Below are 16890 nucleotides of genomic sequence, written 5' to 3'. Positions count from 1 at the left end.
GTTTGTTGTAATGCCTTTGGACCTGGGAGGTTAGTTGCATGGCTTTGTTTGTTATGATTATTCGCAAGATGGTGCAGAATAAATGGCTTGTTTTCAGCTTGCTTATCGGCATATTGATGTCCGTGGCGCTTGTAAGCAGCATGCCGATCTATTCGGAAGGCATTCTGTCTCGCATGCTGAAAAAAGATTTGGAGCGTTCGCAGCAATCATCCAATCAATATCCGGGCGCTGTCTATTCGACGATGCATTTCACAGAAAAGCCGGAGCGCTTTAATGGAATGTTCGATCGCTATGATACATTCATCAAGACGGAGGGGGCGCCGGGCTTTCAGCTCCCGATTCAGGAATTGGTCAACGACATGGCATCGTCTTCACTCAGGATGAAGCGAGCGGATGATCCCGAGCCGATTACGGATCGAAATTCGCAAGCGGTCACGGTCAAAACGTTCAGCGATCTGGAGAAGCATATTAAGCTGAAGGACGGCAAAATGGCTTCGTCAAGCCCCGTTGACGGTGTATATGAGGTCCTTGTTACGGAACGGGCGCTTGCCCAGTTCAAAACGGTGCTGAATACCGAGTTTTTGGTGCAAAGCGACAAGATGGCCGGCCCGGTCAAGTTCAAGCCGGTTGGCGTGTTCGAGAAGCTGGAAGATGATGATCCCTATTTCCGCTACGGCAACCTGAGCGATATGAGCACCAGCTTCATTCTGCCGTATGAGACAGGCAAGCAGCTTCTGCTGCACGACCAGAGCATCCCGCTTGCAAGTGCGGGCTGGTTTTTGGTCATGGATTACACGAAGATGGAATTTAAGCATGTAGACGCTTATTTGAATACGCATGATCAAATGCGCCAATCTCTTCTGCGGATAGTCTCTCTCTATCAGATGAAGGTGGATGCGACTGCGTACGATACGATTGATTATTACTTGTTCCGTGCTGCTAATTTGAATTTGTTAATGTGGGCCCTTAATGTCCCGGTACTTATCATGCTTGCCTTCTATATGTTTATGGTTGCCAACCTGATTGCAAGCAGGCAGAAGAGTGAAATCGCCGTCCTGCGAAGTCGGGGCGCCGCGAGATGGCAAGTCATTGCGGCCTATCTCGTAGAAGGAATATTGCTATGCGGCATTGCGCTTCTAATCGGTCCGTTCCTTGGCGGGGGATTGACCCGAGTATTGGGCGCGTCCAACGGATTTATGGAATTTGTTCAGCGCGTCAATATTCCTATCCGCATCACGGAAGAATCTTTCCTGTATGGAACCTATGCCGCAGCGGCTTGCTTGATCATCATTCTGATTCCCATTATTATCGCTACGCGGGTTTCTATTGTCGATCATAAGCAACAGATGGCAAGACTCGTCAGAACACCGATCTGGCATAAGCTGTTCCTGGATGTTATCGCTTTAGGTTTAGCCTTGTATGGCCTGTACTCATTCAAAAACAGATTAAAGGATTTGCAGTCGCTTGGACTGAATACAACGGATCTTAATATTGACCCTCTTCAATTTATTGTACCAGCCCTGTTTATTATGGGCGGGGGCTTGCTGCTTCTGAGGCTATACCCCTGGATTCTTCGACTGGTTTATTGGATCGGCAAAAAGTGGTGGCCGCCATCGATCTACGCCACTCTTATTCAGGTGGGACGATCCAGCAGCCAATATCAATTTCTGATGATCTTTCTGATCATGACGATTGCGACTGGCGTATTCAGCGCCTCCGCGGCAAGAACGATCAATCTCAACTCGGAGGATCGTATTCAATACGGCAACGGAGCAGACGTGGTATTGAATGTGAACTGGATCAACGATGCGCCTCCTCCGCAGTCAATCGGCGGTGGACCAGGCGGTGGCGGAGATTCTACGCCGATTCCGCGACGGGTTAATTACCTGGAGCCTCCGTTCGAGCCGTATCTGAATTTGCCTGGTGTAGAATACGGAGCGAAGGTATTCACCAAGCAGAAGGCATTCTATACGTTCAATAAGGATTCGGCTGAAGTAACCTTGATGGGCATTGAGACAGACCAATTCGGGATGACGACATGGTTCCGTGATTCGTTGCTGGATTATCCGCTCAATGATTACTTGAACCTGATGGCGGCTGAATCGGACGCGGTTCTGATCTCCAGTACGCTTGCAGAGCAGAAGAAAGTCAAAGCTGGCGATACGATATGGATTGGCTGGGAAGGCGTCACCCAGCAGCCATTCCGCGTATTCGGCGTCATCGACTATTTCCCGACCTTTAATCCTTTGCCGACAAGAGGAATTGATTCCTCCGTAGGCGTAGGCAAGACGCCGTTGCTGATCGTCGGCCATCTGTCTCGCATTCAGCTTCAATTGGCAATGGAGCCTTATCAAATATGGCTCAAGCTGAAGCCTGACGCTTCAACAGCGGAGCTGTACAAGGGCATTGAAGAAAATAAGCTGGCCATCAGCAAAATTACCAATACAAAAGAAGATTTGATACTCGCCAAAAATGATCCGTTCCTGCTGGCTTTGAATGGGATTTTAACGCTTGGGTTTGTTATTTCCTTGCTGGTCAGCTTTATAGGCTTCCTGCTTTATTGGGTGTTGTCACTGCGCGGTAGAACCCTGCAGAACGGTATCCTGAGAGCTATCGGATTATCGGTAGGCAATCTGATTGCGATGCTGGCCGTTGAACAAGTGCTTACATCCGGAGTTGCCGTCTTGCTTGGCATTATCGTCGGCAATCTGGCAAGCCTGCTCTATGTGCCGAACTTCCAAATCGTATTTAATCCAAGCAGCCTCGTGCCGCCGTTCCTCGTTCAGATCGATCCGAGCGACATGGTGCGCATTTATTGGATGGTAGGCATCATGCTTACCATTGGCATCGGTATTCTGGCCTACATGCTGTCCAGACTCCGCATCCATCAGGCTCTGAAACTCGGGGAGGATTAAGCTATGATCCATTGCGAAGGACTTGTGAAAATTTATAAAACAGCGGATCTGGAAGTGTTTGCGCTCCAGGGCCTGGATCTTCAGATCGAATCCGGCGAGCTTATGGCGATCATTGGCAATAGCGGAAGCGGCAAGTCGACGCTGTTGAATATGCTTGGCGGTCTGGACCGTCCTACAGCAGGCAAGCTGATTGTCGACGGCAAGGATATGTTGAAGTTCAAGGAGCGCGATCTGGTTCGGTACAAACGCAAGAGCGTTGGTTTTGTCTGGCAGAACAATGCGCGCAACCTCATCCCATATTTGACCGCACAGGAGAATGTCGAGCTGCCTATTCTGCTGACAGGCAGCCGCAAACGATATAGAGCGAAGGAACTGCTGGAGGCGGTGGGGCTAAGCCATAGAGCGAATAATAAGCTGTATCAGCTCTCAGGGGGTGAGCAGCAGCGCGTAGCCATTGCTATTGCACTCGCTAATCACCCTAAGCTGCTCCTTGCGGATGAGCCCACCGGCTCTGTCGATACGAAGATGTCGAATCAAATTCTGGATCTGTTCCGCGAGTTGAACCGCTCTATCGGCATTACGATTGTTATCGTGACGCATGACCCGGAGCTGGCCAAAAAGGTAGATCGGGTAGCGGCCATACGAGACGGGAAAATTTCCTCGGAAATGTTGCGCAAGCGCTCATACGCCGAGGAGCTTGCGGAGCTGGAACTGGAGGGCAGCTCGCATGTGGAATATGCGATTCTGGATAAGGCGGGGCGGCTTCAAGTACCGGCGGCCTATCTGGAGACGATCGGTCTGAAGAATAGCAATAAAGTAAGAGTGGAGATGAATGAAGGCAAGATTGTCATTCTCCCCCCTGAAGACAAGGAGTAGCATGAATTCGGAAGCTTATTCGGCAATGAAAGTCAGGCTGTCTTGCACAGCTGACATTCTGCGGCGAATAAGCTTCTTTTTTTCGCAGTCCTATAGGAACAGATAACTGAATTACAGCCAACTTAATTCATTGCACTCATCCATATACTCATGGAGAGAATCGAAAAAACAAATCGTACTTGAAGGATTGTTGGCGGAATTGTATTCATGAACCATAACATGGCCATTCTGTAACTTCCAAGCGGTATGAATACGAGTTGTATTTTTCCCATCCCAAATGACTTCTTGAGCTTTATGTCGTATTGCTTGATTACTATTCAATTTATCATCCATTTGAATGATAATCGGAAATGTTGCCATACGGACAAACATCCTTCGCTTTTTTTATAATCCCGCTTAGATTTTAACGTTGGACTTGCATTGTTTTTATCCATTTGTATCGATTTACTTTAACAAAGGCTACAAAACATTTCAGAATTTGATCACTCTTAAGCAGGATAAATAGGGTAACGGGCGAGAGATTAAATACGAATGCAGCTAGCAGAGACGCCGGCAAAATGAGCAGCCACATAAAAATAAAATCATTGTACATGACAAACTTTGTATCTCCGCCACTTTGTATGATTCCTGATAAAGCGGGCATTTCGTAAGCGGTCCCTATAGCGGTGATAGAAAGTATGGTCATAAAGGATAGGGAAAGTGCCTTTGCTTCATCAGAAATTTGATACAGGAATAGGACATGATCCTTAGTAACAAATAAGACAATAGCGGTTAATATACCAATAAATAAATATAAAATTTGCAAGGTTCTGCTATAGGCTTTTACTTTCTCTATGCTGCCTTCTCCTATTGTCTTCCCCATAATTATCGCTGTTGAGCTGGCAGAAGCATAAATGATGACTGTTACGAACTGAAATATCGTGGTTGCGACGCTGTTGGCTGCTATTGCAGACGTACCCATATGACCAAGAATACCGCTCTGAACAGCCATTGCTCCAGCCCACGATAGACTTGATAATAAAATGGGGAGGGCGATCTTTGTATATTGCTTAAGAATGGTAGTATCCAGTTCGAAAAAGTGTCTCATTTTTAGCCCTAATCTATGATTGTTTTTTACAATGTACACAATGACAATGATACATTCTAAAATACGCGCGATTAATGTAGCGATGGCTGAGCCAAAGACCCCCATTCTCGGTAATCCAAAATGACCATAAACAAATAGATAATTTAACGAGACATTGATAATGAGCGTGAAGAGGGAAACCAATAAGCCAATCTTTACAATTTCCATACTGCGTAAGGAAGCTAACAGTATAGTAGTTATTGCAAAAAATACGTATGAAAATGATGAGATTTTTAAATAGTGTGCTCCTTCTTGAATCACACTTTTATCAGCAGTTAATAAAGACAACAGTTCCGTCGAAAATAAAATAACCGTTATACTTGTGATCAAACCAATAACAATTGAAGCGGCCATACCCACTCCAATAACTTTTCTAATGAGATGCAGCTGCTTCGATCCCCATAGACGTGATGCAAGAATGACAACACTCTGTGAACAGCCGATGATCAGGAATAATGCGATAAATTGAATTTGATTAGCAAGCGCAGCCGCAGATAATGCTGTTTCACTATAACCGCCCAGAATGATGTTATCCGAAAGGTTAACTCCGATCGTAATTACATTTTGCAAGGCGATGATCAACGTTAATTTAAAAAAATGAATATAGAACATTTTTTCTTTAACTAATAAAGTCATTGTGATGCCTTCTCCTTTGCTATACTCTTCGATTTTTGTAATAAAAGAGTTTATCTTCTGGCGTAATATCTCGAAGAATTCTGCAAGGATTTCCTACTGCAATCACATTCGGAGGAATATCTTTTGTAACCATACTTCCAGCACCAATGACACTGTTTTTCCCAATCGTAATTCCGGGATTAATGATCACACCGCTGCCAATCCATACCCCATCTTCAATAACGACCGGAAATGCATACATTTGCCCCGTAGCACGCAATTCTGGGTCAACGGGATGGCCGACCGTACAAATAGTTACGTTAGGGCCAAGCAAGACGCCATTACCAATAGTGACCGTTGTATCATCAATAATGGTAAGGTTAGTATTTGCGTAAAAATGGTCTCCGATGAACGTGTTCGATCCGTAGCAAAGGTGAAGAGGAGGCTCAATCCAGCTTTTGTTCCCATAGCTTCCGAAAAGCTCTGTTGCTAATTGATTCCTTCTTTCTTTTTCTGATGGTCTTGTATGATTAAAGTCGTACACAAGTTCTTTCCCTTTAAGTCGATCCTCCGGCAATCCTTCGCCCATATCAGTGAAGAGCCGTCCATATTTTATATTTTCACGTTGACTCATAGAATGATGTCCTCCTATATAATAGTTTATTGATCTGTTCTATAATGATAGGGTACAAAATCCATTAAATATATCGAATTTAAGCTTATTTTTATAACAATCGTATTTATGGAGTGTGGTATACGTGCAATTAAACGTAGTTGAAAACTTGTCGGAAATAGTGGAATACGACACGCCATATCTCCCTATTCGTACAAGACAATCCAAATTGTCTTATTTTAATAATCGTAGTGCGAGCTGCCACTGGCATATTGATCTGGAATTCATACTGATTTTGGACGGGGCAATGAATTATTTTGTTAATGGAGAAAATTATCTTCTTCAAAAAGGGGAAGGTATCTTTGTAAACTCTAATCGATTGCACTACGGTTACTCTTATAAAGATGAGGATTGCAGCTTCCTGGTGATGTTGCTGAACCCAAGTCTGCTTGTGCGAAATCCATACATAGAATCAAAGTATATTAAACCCTTTCTGCAGGATTCCAATAGCGACGCTATTGTTTTCCATGAAGGGATACCTTGGCAGAGCGAGGCTCTCCGATTCATACACGCGTTGTATGAAACATGTCATCATCAGGAAGACGGGTATGAGCTAGTAGCTCTTAGTCAATTTGATCTGTTATTTTTACATTTATATCGAAATACGGTAGCGCAACACGGGTTCCATACGGAGCATTCAAAAGACATCACTGCAATAAAAAAAATGTTAGCCTTTATTCAGATACATTATGGGGAAAATATCAGTTTGCAGGATATTTCAACGGTCGGAGCGGTTTGTCGCAGTAAGTGCTGCAGATTGTTTAAAGTTTCATTAAAGAAAACGCCGATAGATTATCTAACCCATTTTCGTATACAGAAAAGCATAGAATTAATGACCAATAATAGTCTCAACATCACCGATGTCTCTATTGCATGCGGTTTTAATAGCTCTACTTATTTTGCGGAAGTTTTCAAAAAAATCATGGGGGTATCACCAACGGAGTATAGACAAATATTATCCAAATAAACAAACCCCGTATACAATATATGCGTAGTGAACTATCATATGGGTCAAAAGGAGAGTGTAATTATGGATGAAACCTGCGTACCGACAGGTATCGATATTAAAGCTACCGGCTTTGGGCATACACTGTCTTTAATAGGCGGCAAATATAAAATGATTATTCTGTATTGGTTAGCTGAAAATAAGGTCATGCGGCATAACGAGCTGAAACGAAGTATCGGAACGATCTCGTTCAAGACACTTAGCTTGATGCTGAAAGAGCTTGAGGCAAACAAGCTTGTTATCAGAAAGGAATATCCTCAAGTGCCTCCCAGAGTAGAATATTCTTTATCTGATCGCGGTCTTACCCTCATCCCATTGCTGAACATGATGTGTGAGTGGGGAGAAGAAAACAGATTACAGGAAGCCACTGCAGCTCAGTTATAGAAATTTTGGCAACCAAGAAGCTTGCCCTGCAGAGGGAAGCCTCTTGGTTGTCAGCTTACATCTGATCAATAAAGCTCATATAGTCTCGTGTGCTTTTTTCCAGGTCCTCTGCTGAAATTCCGGATTCAGTATTATATAAGGCGAAGAATGAACGATAATCAGCCTTGCAATAATGAGCAGTTATTTCAAAGGGTGCCAGAATTTCTTCCAGCGTGTATTTATATGTTCCGTTTTGACTGTAATCTTCTTGTTTGATGCCTGCAGAAACACCCAAGGCAATTTTACGGTTTTTTAGTTTATCTCCCTTCGAACCATATGCCCATCCGTAGAGAAGCACTTCATCCAACCACTTTTTCAGAAGAGGCGGACAGTTAAACCAATAGATTGGGAATTGCAAGACGAGGTCGTCATGCTCCTCAATCAATGTCTGTTCTCTTGCCACATCTATATTTCCATCGGGGTACTCGTTATATAGATCACGGACCGTATATTTCTCGGGGTATTTTTTAAGCTCCTCTACCCATTTTTTGTGGACAATCGAGTCCCCCATATTGGGATGTGTGACGATAATAAGCGTGCTCATCATGTGTTCCTCCTTTTTATATTGCATGATGAGTATATAGCCTTCGCAATGGTTGCGTAAGTACGCACATTTTGTTCATATACTTACATAAAGGTTAGTTTTAGATTTGATTATTGTCGTGAGCCTCATATCTTCGCATAAAAAAACGCCCGGAGGGGCGTTTTACTTAGCAGATCGGAAATACAAGCGGCTGGTCGCCTCCCATATGCCGCCCGGCTCAAGTGCCAGGAGCGCTGTCTGCTCCGGTGGAAGGTTCACATTGGGAGCGTTGACTAGATTAATTTGCGGCTCGGGACAGAAGAAGCCAGGGGTAGCGTCGTTGTTCCAAATCATCCAATGCTTATAGGCTGTCCCGGCGTCATAGACTAGTGTAACGCCTTCTCGCGTATCCGTCAGCTCCATGGCATTGCGGCCGCTCGCGTTCACGTCGCTTATATAATGATTATCCATAGGCTTCCAATAAGGAGACAGACCGGTTGACTTCATAAGCTCCTCTTCCTCCAGAAGCGGCTGGTGCTCCCCTGTGGGCAGCATCCGCTCATCCAGCTCCCAGCGCTTGTCTATCGTCAGGGTATAACGATAATCCCCCGGCAGGCTCTCCGGCGCGAAAGGCGCATTGATCGTCGTATGGAAAGCCAGCATGCACGGCATAGCCTCTTCACCGTTATTTTTGACGATAACATGCTGCAGCAGGCCGTTCGCACTAAGCGAATAACGTAGCTGAATGGAAAAGCGGTGAGGAAGGAAGGCATAGATCGGATGGTCTTCTTCTATCGTGATGCTGAGGTTCACGAAGCTTTCCTGTCCGGTAGAGCCGAAGCCCTCTACACGCCAGACGGAGTCAAGGAAGAAGCCGTGGATATGGTTGCCCGTGCGCTCTTCGTTGATGGGGAACGTATACGTTCGACCATTCCAATTGAATGTGCCGTTCTCATAACGGTTGGGAGGAAACAGGAGCGGTATGCCGTAGATGACGGAATTGCTGCGGAAGAGCTCCATCTCATCGGCGGCGGGCTCTCTTAAGATGGCATAATGCTTCTCCGTATCGCGGAAGGCTATCAGATTGGCGCCTGCGCGGGGTAATACTGCCGCCTGATAAGGTCCCCATTCCAGCCAAATGGCCGGCTCGTCGTAATAGGGTTGCTCATAGGCCTTGCTATGTACTGTCATGTCATGTAGTCCTCCTCGAGTGAAGTAGCTGTATCGCTAGAATAGCAGGGTCCAGGAAATGAAACAACCGCCCGATTCAGTGGAATCGGACGGTTGCCTGTCGTACGAATTCAATTGGACAATGGTTATTGACGCGTAGAGATGAGTTGCTGAATTTCTTGCTGCTTCCTGCGATTGACCGGCAGTTGCTTGGCATCAGAGTGCATCGGTCCGAAGAATACGGTGCCGCTACCCACCGATGAGATCTTTGCTGTGTTAATGTAGCAGGAAGAACTGATTTGAACGAAGTTTCGTTTGGAGATCAGACTTTTCAATTCCTCGGCAGTCATCCTTTTTTTTCTATTATAATTTCTGCCATGAAAGCTGACGAGCCCCTGCATGCCGAGCTTGAAATAGAGTACATCAGACTCCACGTCAAATTCCTCATACACATTCCGTTCCTGTAGCGCTACATTCATCACAAATCCCCCTTAAGAAAATTGATCACCTGAAATGTTAGCGCTTACATTGTAACATATTATCGGCTTTCTGTGAAGCTATATTCTGAAAAAAGACATTGTATGCCTTCATGGCATGTGCTATGTTCACATTAGGGATTTAATAGTAGAAGGGTTGGGTTAATATGAGTGCGGCGACAAACGGTTGGAGCCAAGGGATTTTTTATGTAGGCTCATATGGCGAGAAGAAGGATGCGACAATTCATGTATGTAAAATAGACAAGGAAACGGGAGCGCTTAGCATCGTACAGCGTGTTGCAGGGGTTGAGAACGCTTCGTTTCTAGCCTTGCATCCCGAAGGGAAGCGGCTGTATGCCGCTAAGGAAATCGAGGAATCAGGTGGTGTTGCCGGCGGTGAAGTGGTCGCGATTGCGATTCAACCGGATACGGGATTACTGGGCGACGTAACGAGCTATTCTTCTACAGTGGGCGCACATCCTTGTTATATTAGCGTCAATGAAGCGGGCACAGCGCTCTACGCTGCTAACTATACAGGAGGAAGCATCTCGCTGCATCCGCTTACGGCTGATGGCGAGCTGGAGGCGGCATCAGCCGTCTTGCAGCATGAATGTGAGCCCGGGCCTGTCGCCGACAGACAAGAAAAGCCGCACGCTCATTGTGTCTCGCCAATACCAGGCACGCCGTTTGTATGCGCGGTTGACCTCGGTATGGACGCGGTTGTGACTTATCGGCATGATGCCGATGCTCAAACGCTGGTGAAGACGGATGAAGCGGGGTTCTTCGGGGGAGCCGGACCGAGACATATTGCTTATCATCCATCGCTTGACGTCGCTTATGTAGCCAATGAGCTGGCATCAAGCGTAACACTGTTGAGCATTGATCGGAAGGCTGGCGTTCTGAGTGTAGAGCATACATATTCCACTTTGCCGGAAGGCTATGACGGGTATAATGACTCTGCGGATATTCACATTTCTTCCGACGGACGTTATCTGTATAGCTCCAACCGCGGACATAACAGTATCGCCGTATTTGCGATTTCGTCTGAGAGGGGCGAGCTTACGCCTATTCAGCATATTAGCTGCGGCGGCGAGCTGCCGCGCAACTTTGGCATTACGCCGGATGGCGCGTATGTGCTGGCCGCTAACGGCAAGACGGGTAATATCTACGTACTCCGTAGAGATCAGGAGCAAGGAACGCTTGCTCCGACGGGCCATGGGCTGGAGCTGAACATTCCGGTCTGCATCCGATTTGGCCTGTAGCAATCTGTAGAGAAGCAACCATCAAGTGAAAACACCAAGAGAAGTATGAAAGGCAGGTCCTATGCTTTGGCTATTAATCAACCAGCGGCAAAAAAGGCTGGAGATACGTTGCGATCCGCGACTGTCTATACGATGTTGTTCGCCATCAGCTCCGTACATTTGCTTAATGATGCTATGCAGACGGTCGTTACGGCGCTATTTCCGATTTTCGAGCAATCTTTGAAGCTTACGTACGGTCAGATCGGATGGATCGCCTTTACGTTGAATATGACCTCATCTATTATGCAGCCTGTCGTGGGTGCAATGTCGGACCGCTGGCCGCGCCCCTGGATGCTGCCAGCGGGTATGCTGTGCAGCATGGCTGGCATGGCAGGTCTGGCCGTGGCGCCTAACTATGCGCTGCTGCTGTTGTCCGTCGTATTCGTCGGATTAGGCTCCGCCGTCTTCCATCCGGAAGGCTCGCGTGTCGTTCATATGGCAGCGGGCAACCGACGTGCGTTCGCGCAATCGATCTATCAGGTTGGCGGCAATTTCGGTCAATCGCTGGGACCGATTATGACGGCTGCGATTTTTATTCCATTAGGACAGCGCGGTGCTGCATGGGGGATGCTGTTGGCAGCGATCGCTATTGCTGTGCTGTTCAAAGTAGTGCCGTGGTACGCGGCTAGACTTGCTGAACATGGCGGCAAGGCGCCGAAGAAGCAAGCTGGCGCATCGAATCGGAATGTTGGAAGCATTGCCAATAATAAGGTAGTTGCCATTGCGCTGTCTATCTTATTGCTGGTCGTATTCGCAAGATCGTGGTACGGAGCAGCGATTGGAAGCTTCTATCAGTTCTACGCCAGGGATTCTTATGCGCTGACCATTCAGTCGGCGCAGGTGCTGTTGTTTCTATTCATGATATTTGGCGTGCTAGGTACGTTTTTCGGCGGCATCCTTGCCGACCGGATCGGCCGGAAGAAGATGATGCTTATCTCCATTCTGGGGGCGGCGCCGTTTGCTCTCATTCTGCCGCACTTGCCGCTTGGGTGGGCATATCCGGTTATTGCTTTGCTTGGCTTTATACTTCAGTCTGGCTTCTCCGTCAGCGTCGTGTATGCACAGGAGCTTATGCCGGGCAAGGTTGGCACAGCATCGGGCCTCATCACAGGTCTGGCGTTCGGCATGGGAGCGCTTGGCTCCGTCATTCTGGGCAATGTGGCGGATGCGCAGGGCATGGAATTTGTCATGCTTCTGGCGAGCTTCCTGCCGCTCTTCGGACTGCTGGCGTTATGGCTGCCGAAGGATCGCAAGGAAACGCAATAAGCCCGCGTGCATAACCAGCTCATGTGAATGACATGAAATTGCCCATAAGTTGGCATGCTATGAGAAGCAAGGAGCATACCATTCCAACTGACGAAAGGGAGATGTGCTTGTCACAGCAGCATTCGGCAATTTTATTCGACTTTAGCGACAACCGAAGCGCAGAGTTGGCGCGGGATATGCTGCAGGAGCTGGGTTACGATCCAGTGATGCACAGCGACTTCCGCATGCATATTCATGTAGACGGGAGCGATCTGACGTCCGCACTGGAGATCACACAGTCGCATGGGGGCCAATTGGTGGAGCAGGCTGCTATTGAGGAAGAGGCTATTACCAATACGGCCTATGCGCTCGATAGTATAACGATCCCGGCTCATGTGGTGAACGAGGACTTGATTCATGAAGAGGAGGCTGGGCCTCACAATCGGGATTCCGTATCGATTAATGAGGAGGAATTCCTTCCTGATTCCGAAGCCTATAATCATTTCTCAGGCGATGTTCATACGTGAAGCTCGACCCATGCTTGAAAGAAAGGCGCTGCCGAACCATTAGGTCCGGCAGCGCCTTTTGTTAGGTTTAGGGACGAGTCTCCGCCGCATGCTTGCCGGCATTATACCCGGTTGTGAAAGCAGCTGTAATGTTGTAGCCGCCCGTATAGCCGTGAATGTCCAGCACTTCTCCGCAGAAGTACAGCCCGTGCATTCGTTTGGATTGCATCGTCTTGGGATCGATTTCCTTCAGATTGACGCCTCCGCCGGTAACGAATGCTTCTTCAATGGAGAGCGTCCCGTTCACGGAGACGGAGAACGACTTGGCGAGCTTGGCCAGTTCCATCCAGGCTTGCTTCGGGATATTGTCGTAGGTGATCTCTTCCCTCAGTCCAACTTGTGCTAAGAGAAGAGGTATCAGCTTCTCTGGGAAAAATCCCTTCAACGCATTTTTGACCGCTTTTCGAGATTCATCTCTGCAAAGGGCCAGAGATTGCGCATATACCTCCTCTGCAGACAGCTCGGGAAAGAGATCAATGGTTGTTTTGACAGCCGTTCCACCGTTCTTCTTTTGCTCCTTGACGACAAACTGGCTGCACCGGAGAACGATCGGGCCGGATATGCCGAAGTGAGTGAAAATCATGTCGCCAGTATGCTGGATCAATTTTTTGTCTTTGCCGTTCCACACGGCTAGTGTTACACCGCGAAGAGAAAGACCCTGCAATTCCTTGCTGCGGATGAAGGAAGCTTGCGATGTTAAAGGGACCTCCGTGGGGAACAGCTCTGTGATCGTATGACCGGCTTCCTCGGCCCAAGCATAGCCATCCCCGGTCGAGCCGGTATGAGGGACTGATTTCCCTCCTACTGCGACAATGACAGTGCCGCCGCGAATGGTCTCTCCGGATTTCAGCAAGACACCGACTGCGCGGCCATCCTCGTATAAGATACGGTTCACGGGACTGTTCACCCTTACCTCGACGCCAAGTGAACGGACCTTGCCGACCAGCGCATCGACGACGGTTTTTGCCTTGTCGGTTACAGGGAACATTCTGCCGTTATCCTCTTCCTTAAGCCGAATGCCCAGACCCTCGAAAAACTCTATAATATGCTTATTATTAAAGGAAGCGAGTGCGCCGTACAAAAATTTCCCATTACCTGGAATATTTTTAATTAATTCATCAAGCTCTTTCGCATTCGTTACGTTGCATCGGCCGCCACCGGATATGCCTAGCTTGCGCCCCAGCTTGTCTCCCTTGTCCAGCAGAAGAACCTTTGCTCTGCCTTCGCCTGCGGCTACACTTGCCATCAAGCCGGATGATCCGGCTCCAATTACAATAACATCATATTTCATGACATGGCTCCTATATCAAAACATTCTCTATATTCAAATTCATGGTTTCCAGTATAATTTAATTATAATACTGGGGCAAGGAGGTCGATTCATTATGCTTCGCGAAGAATGGCAAGTGCTTGGGACGGAAGCGAAGGGACTGTATGTCAGAGAATGGCTGCCAGAGAAAGGGAAGCCTCAGGCGCTTGTTCTTATTGTACATGGACATGGGGAGCATGGGGAGCGCTACCGTTATGCAGCCGAGCAGATGACTGCGACCGGATATGCCGTTGTCGTCTACGATTTGCAGGGACATGGACGATCGGAGGGAAAGCGCGGGCATATGAGCGCAATGGATGCGGCGATTGATGACACGCTGCGAGTGATGGAGGAAGCCAGGGAGAGGCATCCTGATATCCCGATTCTATTATATGGACATAGCATGGGCGGTAATATTGCGCTGAATTGCGCGATTCGTCGCAAGCCGGACATTGCCGCACTCATTTTGACCAGTCCCTGGCTCAAGCTCGCCTTCAAGCCGCCCGCTATTAAGGAATGGATAGGGAAAGGCGTAGCGAAATTGTTCCCGACCTTGCCGATGTCGACGGGGTTGAAGCCGGAGGATCTGTTCAGGCCAAGTGATCTAGGCATTCGGCCAATAGGTGAAGATCCGCTCAACCATACGACTATCACGCCTAGAGCTTATCTGGAGGTGCAATCTGCCGGCGAATGGGCGCTCAGAAATGGAACGGAGCTTCATGTGCCGTTGTTGCTTCTTCACGGCGACAGAGACCGGATTACTTCGTTCGAAGCAAGCAGGCGTCTGGCAAGCGATCTGGGCAACAGCTGCGAATGGTACCCCAAAGAAGGCGGGTTGCATGAGCTTCACAATGATATTGATGGCAAGGAAACGTTAAATGTTATCATCGAATGGGTTCGTCGAAGACTTTCATATTACTGACTAACTACTTCTTGAAGGAGGACGGCCTTTTGTGCTGAAGGATTTGCTGCTCCAATTCTTTTTATCCGTACTACCCGTGTTTGCCTTCCTGCTTTGGCATGACAAAGAACGTGGTTGGAGAGGCTTCAGACTGTTTATTACTGCTACAAGCGGCATCTCAATGATCTTGTGCTTGCTGACGACATCATCTATTAGTGAGTATGAAATTGATTTCCGAGTGGTGCCGTATGTGGTCGGTTCATTGTACGGTGGGTATCGCGCATTGGTAGCTCTTACGTTTCTTTATGCAGGGATGCGCGTGACAACCTTGGATAATATGGAAGAAATGTACGGCATTCTTATTTACTTGATCTTTTTTTTAATTATTCTGTTATTCCTTATTGCTCCTTTTCAGAAGGCAGCAGCCGCCAAAAAGGAGAAGATCGGCGTTGGTATCGTCAGTATTTTGATAGTGGTACTGGCGGCCATTATCTACTTTTTCATGCATCAAGCCGGTGTTCCTTGGACGTCAACCGTTACACTTAACGTATTGACAGCTGCGATGGGGCTCTTGCTGGCTGTCTGGTTGTCTATTTACATAATAGAAGGCGTAAAGGAAAAGCAGCAGCTTCATGATAAGGTCATTCAATTGTCGGCAAGCTACCGGAATGAAGTGGAGAAATTACAGCAGTTCATTGACAAAGCGCCGATTGCCGTTATGATGGTTGATCGCGCCGGCATCATTACACACGTGAACGAGGAGAGCTTCAGGCTGCTGGGCATGAAGGACAGCTTCACTTCAGTTGAAGACTTGAAAAAACAGCCGTATGACAATGTGTTTCAGACGGGTGAAGACCATGCTTGTATGCCGCTGCTGGAGCAGGCTTTGAGCGGGAACTCGACGACGACCGTGCCCCAGCTGGAAGAAGGGGCAATGTTGTTATATACGACTGTGACATTGCGCGATACATGCAATCAAGAAGTGGCAGGAGCCGCTTTAATCGCACAAGACGTGACTGAGCTTAGTCAGTTGCGGGATGAGATCGGCAGAATGGATAGACTTAGTCTGGTTGGTCAGATGGCTGCAAGCATTACGCATGAGATTCGTAATCCCATGGCTGTTATTCGCGGGTTCGTGCAGCTTATTCAGGAGCGAAGCCCCAAGAGCCAGCATGATTACTTTCGTATCATTATGGAAGAGCTGGACCGCACCAATCTGATTATTAACGATTTTCTGTCTCTGGCGCAAAACCGCGAGCTCAAGATGGAGCTGGCCTCTATTAATACGACCATTAATGATCTTGCCCCGCTACTTCATGCGGACGCCAACCTGCGCGGACAGTCGCTGGAAGTATCATTGTGCGACGATATGCCGCTAATGAAGCTGAATGCTCGTGAAATGAAGCAGATGCTGCTGAATATCGCAAGAAACGGTATGGAGGCTATGGAAGAGAAGGGTGTTCTCCGCATCAGAACGGATTACCGGGACGAGGAGATCAGCATTTACATATCGGATGATGGGGCCGGGATCCCACAAGACAAGATCAGTCATATGTTCGAGCCATTCTTTACGACGAAAACTAGCGGGACAGGTCTAGGCCTGCCGCTTTGCCTGAGCATTGCCGAGCGTCATGGCGGAAGAATCGATGTTCAGACATCGGAAGGCTATGGCACCACATTCATTGTAACCTTCAACATAATGGAAGCTGCTGCCGGGCATTCTAAGTCTTGATTGGAGAATAGCGGATGTACAGTCATTCGCGAT

Annotated in this window: 16 protein-coding genes; 9 read left to right on the top strand and 7 right to left on the bottom strand. The window is 47.6% G+C overall.

Translation table 11 applies throughout. The features are described 5' to 3' along the window. The first annotated feature begins 38 nt into the window (after positions 1-38). A complete protein-coding gene (locus DX130_RS13530) occupies positions 39-2915 on the top strand; it encodes an ABC transporter permease (RefSeq protein ID WP_116046262.1) in 2877 nt (958 codons plus the stop codon). Positions 2916-2918: 3 nt separating this feature from the next. Further along, entirely contained in the window at positions 2919-3791 is an 873-nt protein-coding gene (locus DX130_RS13525) for an ABC transporter ATP-binding protein (protein WP_116046260.1), read from the top strand. A gap of 111 nt (positions 3792-3902) precedes the next feature. On the opposite strand, the gene DX130_RS13520 is transcribed toward DX130_RS13525, so the two are convergent. From DX130_RS13520 to DX130_RS27210, 3 genes are read right to left on the bottom strand one after another with little or no spacing between them, the layout of a single operon-like run. Continuing rightward, complete coding sequence (locus tag DX130_RS13520; protein ID WP_116046259.1) at positions 3903-4151, bottom strand: hypothetical protein; 249 nt, start codon at positions 4149-4151, stop codon at positions 3903-3905. A 43-nt stretch (positions 4152-4194) separates the two neighbouring features. Continuing rightward, entirely contained in the window at positions 4195-5553 is a 1359-nt protein-coding gene (locus tag DX130_RS13515) for an MATE family efflux transporter (protein WP_116046258.1), read from the bottom strand. Positions 5554-5572: 19 nt separating this feature from the next. Next, entirely contained in the window at positions 5573-6166 is a 594-nt protein-coding gene (locus tag DX130_RS27210) for a maltose acetyltransferase domain-containing protein (RefSeq protein WP_116046257.1), read from the bottom strand. A gap of 124 nt (positions 6167-6290) precedes the next feature. Between DX130_RS27210 and DX130_RS13505 the strand changes: the two genes are divergently transcribed. After that, positions 6291-7172, top strand: coding sequence for a helix-turn-helix domain-containing protein (locus DX130_RS13505; protein ID WP_165861274.1), 882 nt, complete (start codon positions 6291-6293; stop codon positions 7170-7172). 63 nt (positions 7173-7235) lie between these two features. Beyond that, the gene (locus tag DX130_RS13500; protein WP_116046254.1) at positions 7236-7595 is read left to right on the top strand and encodes a winged helix-turn-helix transcriptional regulator; all 360 of its coding nucleotides are present in this window, start codon (positions 7236-7238) and stop codon (positions 7593-7595) included. A 55-nt stretch (positions 7596-7650) separates the two neighbouring features. Here DX130_RS13500 and DX130_RS13495 read toward each other — a convergent pair whose 3' ends face one another. The 3 genes from DX130_RS13495 to DX130_RS13485 form a co-directional block, all read right to left on the bottom strand. Beyond that, positions 7651-8178, bottom strand: coding sequence for an NAD(P)H-dependent oxidoreductase (locus DX130_RS13495; RefSeq protein ID WP_116046252.1), 528 nt, complete (start codon positions 8176-8178; stop codon positions 7651-7653). Between the two features lie 162 nt (positions 8179-8340). After that, entirely contained in the window at positions 8341-9348 is a 1008-nt protein-coding gene (locus DX130_RS13490; protein ID WP_116046250.1) for an aldose 1-epimerase, read from the bottom strand. A 125-nt stretch (positions 9349-9473) separates the two neighbouring features. Beyond that, complete coding sequence (locus DX130_RS13485; RefSeq protein ID WP_240644499.1) at positions 9474-9806, bottom strand: LytTR family transcriptional regulator DNA-binding domain-containing protein; 333 nt, start codon at positions 9804-9806, stop codon at positions 9474-9476. Between the two features lie 164 nt (positions 9807-9970). On the opposite strand from DX130_RS13485, the gene DX130_RS13480 reads away from it, so the two are divergent. The 3 genes from DX130_RS13480 (at position 9971) to DX130_RS13470 (ending at position 12876) form a co-directional block, all read left to right on the top strand. After that, complete coding sequence (locus DX130_RS13480; protein WP_116046247.1) at positions 9971-11065, top strand: lactonase family protein; 1095 nt, start codon at positions 9971-9973, stop codon at positions 11063-11065. 132 nt (positions 11066-11197) lie between these two features. Next, positions 11198-12370, top strand: a complete 1173-nt coding sequence (locus DX130_RS13475; RefSeq protein ID WP_240644540.1) for an MFS transporter — start codon at positions 11198-11200, stop codon at positions 12368-12370. A 59-nt stretch (positions 12371-12429) separates the two neighbouring features. Beyond that, positions 12430-12876 carry a hypothetical protein gene (locus DX130_RS13470; protein WP_240644498.1) on the top strand — a complete coding sequence of 149 codons (447 nt, stop codon included), beginning with the start codon at positions 12430-12432 and terminating at the stop codon, positions 12874-12876. A 67-nt stretch (positions 12877-12943) separates the two neighbouring features. Here DX130_RS13470 and DX130_RS13465 read toward each other — a convergent pair whose 3' ends face one another. Then, the gene (locus tag DX130_RS13465; protein WP_116046244.1) at positions 12944-14206 is read right to left on the bottom strand and encodes a BaiN/RdsA family NAD(P)/FAD-dependent oxidoreductase; all 1263 of its coding nucleotides are present in this window, start codon (positions 14204-14206) and stop codon (positions 12944-12946) included. A gap of 94 nt (positions 14207-14300) precedes the next feature. Between DX130_RS13465 and DX130_RS13460 the strand changes: the two genes are divergently transcribed. After that, positions 14301-15146, top strand: a complete 846-nt coding sequence (locus DX130_RS13460) for an alpha/beta hydrolase (protein ID WP_165861273.1) — start codon at positions 14301-14303, stop codon at positions 15144-15146. A 31-nt stretch (positions 15147-15177) separates the two neighbouring features. Beyond that, entirely contained in the window at positions 15178-16857 is a 1680-nt protein-coding gene (locus DX130_RS13455; RefSeq protein ID WP_116046241.1) for a two-component system sensor histidine kinase NtrB, read from the top strand. Positions 16858-16890: the final 33 nt, after the last annotated feature.

The organism is Paenibacillus paeoniae (assembly GCF_003388735.1).
Lineage (GTDB): Bacteria > Bacillota > Bacilli > Paenibacillales > Paenibacillaceae > Pristimantibacillus > Pristimantibacillus paeoniae.
This window is presented reverse-complemented; position numbering and strand designations above follow the sequence as displayed.

Coding starts and splice junctions, on each gene's coding strand:
- DX130_RS27210 (WP_116046257.1), bottom strand. CDS start 6,166: ATGAGTCAACGTGAAAATATAAAATATGGACGGCTCTTCACTGATATG.
- DX130_RS13485 (WP_240644499.1), bottom strand. CDS start 9,806: ATGAATGTAGCGCTACAGGAACGGAATGTGTATGAGGAATTTGACGTG.
- DX130_RS13470 (WP_240644498.1), top strand. CDS start 12,430: ATGAGAAGCAAGGAGCATACCATTCCAACTGACGAAAGGGAGATGTGC.
- DX130_RS13490 (WP_116046250.1), bottom strand. CDS start 9,348: ATGACAGTACATAGCAAGGCCTATGAGCAACCCTATTACGACGAGCCG.
- DX130_RS13465 (WP_116046244.1), bottom strand. CDS start 14,206: ATGAAATATGATGTTATTGTAATTGGAGCCGGATCATCCGGCTTGATG.
- DX130_RS13520 (WP_116046259.1), bottom strand. CDS start 4,151: ATGGCAACATTTCCGATTATCATTCAAATGGATGATAAATTGAATAGT.
- DX130_RS13530 (WP_116046262.1), top strand. CDS start 39: ATGGCTTTGTTTGTTATGATTATTCGCAAGATGGTGCAGAATAAATGG.
- DX130_RS13475 (WP_240644540.1), top strand. CDS start 11,198: ATGTTGTTCGCCATCAGCTCCGTACATTTGCTTAATGATGCTATGCAG.
- DX130_RS13500 (WP_116046254.1), top strand. CDS start 7,236: ATGGATGAAACCTGCGTACCGACAGGTATCGATATTAAAGCTACCGGC.
- DX130_RS13460 (WP_165861273.1), top strand. CDS start 14,301: ATGCTTCGCGAAGAATGGCAAGTGCTTGGGACGGAAGCGAAGGGACTG.
- DX130_RS13525 (WP_116046260.1), top strand. CDS start 2,919: ATGATCCATTGCGAAGGACTTGTGAAAATTTATAAAACAGCGGATCTG.
- DX130_RS13495 (WP_116046252.1), bottom strand. CDS start 8,178: ATGAGCACGCTTATTATCGTCACACATCCCAATATGGGGGACTCGATT.
- DX130_RS13480 (WP_116046247.1), top strand. CDS start 9,971: ATGAGTGCGGCGACAAACGGTTGGAGCCAAGGGATTTTTTATGTAGGC.
- DX130_RS13515 (WP_116046258.1), bottom strand. CDS start 5,553: ATGACTTTATTAGTTAAAGAAAAAATGTTCTATATTCATTTTTTTAAA.